At 69.4% G+C, this 3,735-nt stretch carries 4 protein-coding genes; 1 reads left to right on the top strand and 3 read right to left on the bottom strand.

Going from position 1 to position 3,735, the window contains the following annotated elements; genetic code table 11:
- Positions 1-380, top strand: a 380-nt coding sequence (locus K0M70_RS06680) for an SDR family NAD(P)-dependent oxidoreductase (protein ID WP_290780847.1), incomplete at its 5' end; no start/stop codon positions are given.
- Positions 381-401: 21 nt separating this feature from the next.
- On the opposite strand, the gene K0M70_RS06675 is transcribed toward K0M70_RS06680, so the two are convergent.
- From K0M70_RS06675 to accD, 3 genes are all read right to left on the bottom strand, one after another.
- Positions 402-1,340 carry a 2-oxoglutarate and iron-dependent oxygenase domain-containing protein gene (locus tag K0M70_RS06675; RefSeq protein ID WP_290780845.1) on the bottom strand — a complete coding sequence of 313 codons (939 nt, stop codon included), beginning with the start codon at positions 1,338-1,340 and terminating at the stop codon, positions 402-404.
- A 68-nt stretch (positions 1,341-1,408) separates the two neighbouring features.
- The gene (gene glmM / locus K0M70_RS06670; protein WP_290780843.1) at positions 1,409-2,752 is read right to left on the bottom strand and encodes a phosphoglucosamine mutase; all 1,344 of its coding nucleotides are present in this window, start codon (positions 2,750-2,752) and stop codon (positions 1,409-1,411) included.
- Positions 2,753-2,759: 7 nt separating this feature from the next.
- The gene (gene accD, locus K0M70_RS06665; RefSeq protein WP_290780841.1) at positions 2,760-3,647 is read right to left on the bottom strand and encodes an acetyl-CoA carboxylase, carboxyltransferase subunit beta; all 888 of its coding nucleotides are present in this window, start codon (positions 3,645-3,647) and stop codon (positions 2,760-2,762) included.
- Between the last annotated feature and the right edge of the window lie 88 nt (positions 3,648-3,735).

The raw sequence follows: 3,735 nt of genomic DNA, 5'->3' as shown, positions 1-3,735 counted from the left end.
TGGCGGGCCTGGTGCCCGCCAGCGCCGGGCATACCCTGTATGGCGCCACCAAACTGTGGCTGATCCGCTTCTCCGAGTCGCTCGACCAGGAGTCACGGCCGCGCGGCGTGCACGTCACGGCGCTGTGTCCGGGCATGACCTACAGCGAATTCCACGACGTCAACGGCATGCGCGACAAAGTGGCCAAGCTGCCCAAGGGCATCTGGCTCAGCAGCGAGGCCGTCGCCCGGCTGGGCGTGGACGCGGTGGAGGCGGGCAAGCCGCGGGTGGTCACCGGCCGCAGCAACCGCATCATCGCCACGCTGTGCAAATACCTGCCCGACAGCGTGGCGCGGGCCTTGATCGGCTCACGGTCGAAGGACTTCCGCGACGCCGACTGATCGCTCGGCCGCGCGACCGCCTCAGGCCAGCTTGATCTCGCGCAGCCGCTCCATCAGGTACTCGTGCGAGGTGATGGCGGTCGGGTAGCGGTCGGGATTTTCCGCACTGATGCAGCCCGGCAGGGTCTTGATGACGAAGTCCGGGTTGGGATGCAGGAAATACGGCGTGGAATAGCGCGGCTTGCGCGCCGCCTCGCCCGGCGGATTCACCACGCGGTGGGTGGTGGACGGGTAAACGTGGTTGCTCAGGCGCTGCAGCATGTCGCCGATGTTGACCACGATGGTGTCGGCTTCGGCCGTGAACGCCACCCACTCGCCCTTGCGCGACAGCACTTCCAGGCCGGCGGCGCTGGCGCCCACCAGCAGGGTGATGAAGTTGATGTCCTCGTGCGCACCGGCGCGCACGTTGGGCACGTCGTCGGCGGTGATCGGCGGGTAATGGATGGGGCGCAGGATCGAGTTGCCGAAGTTGGTCTTGTCGGCGAAGTAGTCCACCGGCAGGCCGATGTGCAGCGCCAGCGCCGAAAGCACCCGCGAACCCAGCTGGTCCAGGGCCTGGAACAGGCCGTAGGCCACGTCCTTGAACTCGGGCACTTCGGCCGGCCACAGGTTGGGCGGCATCACGTCGGCGTACTTGGAATCGCGCGGGATCTCGCGGCCCACGTGCCAGAATTCCTTGAGGTCGGAGTACTTGGCGCCCTTGGCGGTCTCGATGCCGAACGGCGTGTAGCCGCGCGCACCGCCGCTGCCGGGCACGTGGTAGCTGCGCTTGGTTGCCTCGGGCAGCGCGAAGAAGCGCTGGAACACGCCGTAGGCGGCGTCAATCTGCGCCTGCGGGATGCCGTGGTTGCGGATTCCGGCGAAGCCCCATTCGCGGTAAGCGGCGCCGAGCTCGGCGACGAAGGCATCGCGGTCGGTGTCGAAGCGCTGGATGTCGAGGGTGGGGATGCTTGCGGTCACGGCGTTTGTCCGGGTCGGTTGAGGGTTGGAGTTTAAGGGTGGAACCGTGCGCGCGGCGTTGACGCGGCTCAAGTCGCGGCGCGCACCACGCTGGCCAGCCGCTCCAGCACCTGGTTCATCAGCGCTTCGTCGTCCGCTTCCACGGTGACGCGCACCACCGGCTCGGTGCCGGACGGGCGCAGCACCAGGCGGCCACGGCCCTGCAGGGCGGCTTCGGCCTCGGCCTGGGCCCGCTGCACCCGGGCGTCATCGAGCGGCCTGGCGCCGGGCGCGATGCGCACATTCACGGTCTGCTGGGGCAGCGGGCGGTAGCCGGCCTGCGACTGCGCCAGGGTCTGCTGCGTGCGGCGCAGCACCTCCAGCACCTGCAGCGCGCTGACGATGGCGTCGCCCGTGCTGGCGCGGTCCAGGCACAGCAAATGCCCCGAGGCTTCGCCGCCCAGCACGCCGCCGCCCTTCACCAGCGCCTGGTGCACGAAGCGGTCGCCCACCCTGGCGCGCAGGAATTCGATGCCGCCCTCGCCCAGCGAGCGCTCCATCGCGTAGTTGGTCATCAGCGTGCCCACCACCGGCCCGGTCAGGCGGCCGGAAGCGTGCCAGTCGCGGGCCAGCAGATAAACCAGGCCATCACCGTCCACCAGGCGGCCGTCGCCGTCCACCATCAGCACACGGTCGCCGTCGCCGTCGAAGGCGATGCCGAGGTCGGCGCCGGTTTCAAGCACGCGGGCGATCAGGGCCTGCGGATGCGTCGAGCCGACGCCGTCGTTGATGTTCAGGCCGTTGGGTTCGGTACCGATCTCGTGAACCTCGGCGCCAAACTCGGAGAACACGCGCGGGGCCACCTGGTAGGTCGCGCCGTGGGCACAGTCGATGACGATCTTCATGCCCGACAGCGCGAAGTCTTCGGGCACCGTGGTCTTGCAGAACTCGGCGTAGCGGGCCAGCGCGTCGGTGACGCGCGAGGCTTTGCCCAACTGCTCGGACGGGCGGGTGCGGAACGGCTGGTCCAGCTCGGCTTCGATCGCGGCTTCGATGGCGTCGGCGAGCTTTTCGCCCTGGGCCGAGAAGAACTTGATGCCGTTGTCGTAGTGCGGGTTGTGGGAGGCGCTGATGACGATGCCGGCATCGGCGCGCAGCGAACGCGTCAGGTAGGCCACGGCGGGGGTCGGCATCGGGCCCAGCATGCGCACGTCGGCGCCGGCCGCCACCAGCCCGGCCTCCAGCGCGGCTTCGAACATGTAGCCCGAGATGCGGGTGTCCTTGCCGATGACCACCGTGGCGTGGTCGTTGCCGTCGCCCACCAGCACCCGGCCGGCCGCGGCGCCCAGGCGCAGCATGAAATCGGCCGAGATCGGGAAATCACCGACCCGGCCACGGATACCGTCTGTGCCGAAGTACTTGCGCGTGCTCAAGGCCGGCTCAATCGGCGCTGGGCGCGGGATCGGGCGCCGTCATCGGCTGGCGCATCATCAGCGCCAGCAGCGCGCCCAGCTTGTCGCGCATCTGGCGGCGGTCGATGATCAGGTCCACGGCGCCATGCTCGACCAGGAACTCCGAGCGCTGGAAACCTTCCGGCAAGGTCTCGCGCACGGTCTGTTCGATCACGCGCGGGCCGGCGAAGCCGATCAGCGCATGCGGCTCGCCCACGTTGATGTCGCCCAGCATGCCCAGCGAAGCCGAAACGCCGCCGGTGGTCGGGTGCGTAAGCACCGACACAAACGGCAGCCCGGCCGCGCGCAGCCGCCCTAGGGCCGCCGAGGTCTTGGCCATCTGCATCAGCGAGAACAGGCCTTCCTGCATCCGGGCGCCGCCCGTGGCCGAGAAACAGACCAGGGGGCAGCCCACTTCCAGCGCGCGCTCGGCCGCCAGGGTGAACTTCTCGCCCACCACCGAACCCATGGAGCCGCCCATGTAGCGGAACTCGAACGCCGCCACGCAGACCGGGTGACCCTTGAGCTTGCCCTGCACGGCCACCATCGCGTCACGCTCGCCGGTGGCCTTCTGCGCCGCCTTGATGCGCTCGGCGTATTTCTTCTGGTCCTTGAAGTGCAGTGCGTCGACCGGACCCAGCGCGGCGCCGATTTCTTCGCCGCCCTCGTCGTCCAGGAAGGCCACCAGGCGCTCGCGCGCGCCGATGCTCATGTGGTGGTTGCACTTGGGGCACACGCGCAGGTTCTTCTCGAGCTCGGGGCCGTAAAGCGCGGCGCCGCAGCGGTCGCACTTTTCCCACAGGCCCTCGGGCACGGCGCGCTTGCCGCCGCCCTCGGTGCGGATGCGCGAGGGCATCAGTTTGGTCAGCCAGCTCATTGAGCCACCGGTATAGTTCGGGTCGGGAAGTTTAGCCCGAAAGGCCGCGGCGTGAAGGGCCCCCCCCCGCGGGCCCGGCCCCGGCCGG

The sequence above is a fragment of the Arenimonas sp. genome (genome assembly GCF_019459675.1).
GTDB lineage: Bacteria > Pseudomonadota > Gammaproteobacteria > Xanthomonadales > Xanthomonadaceae > Arenimonas.
Note: the sequence above shows the minus strand (reverse complement) of the source record. Positions and strands in the feature narration are given on the sequence as shown.

What these genes read in the sequence shown, in the direction of transcription:
- accD (WP_290780841.1), bottom strand. Translation starts at nt 3,647, where the DNA reads ATGAGCTGGCTGACCAAACTGATGCCCTCGCGCATCCGCACCGAGGGC.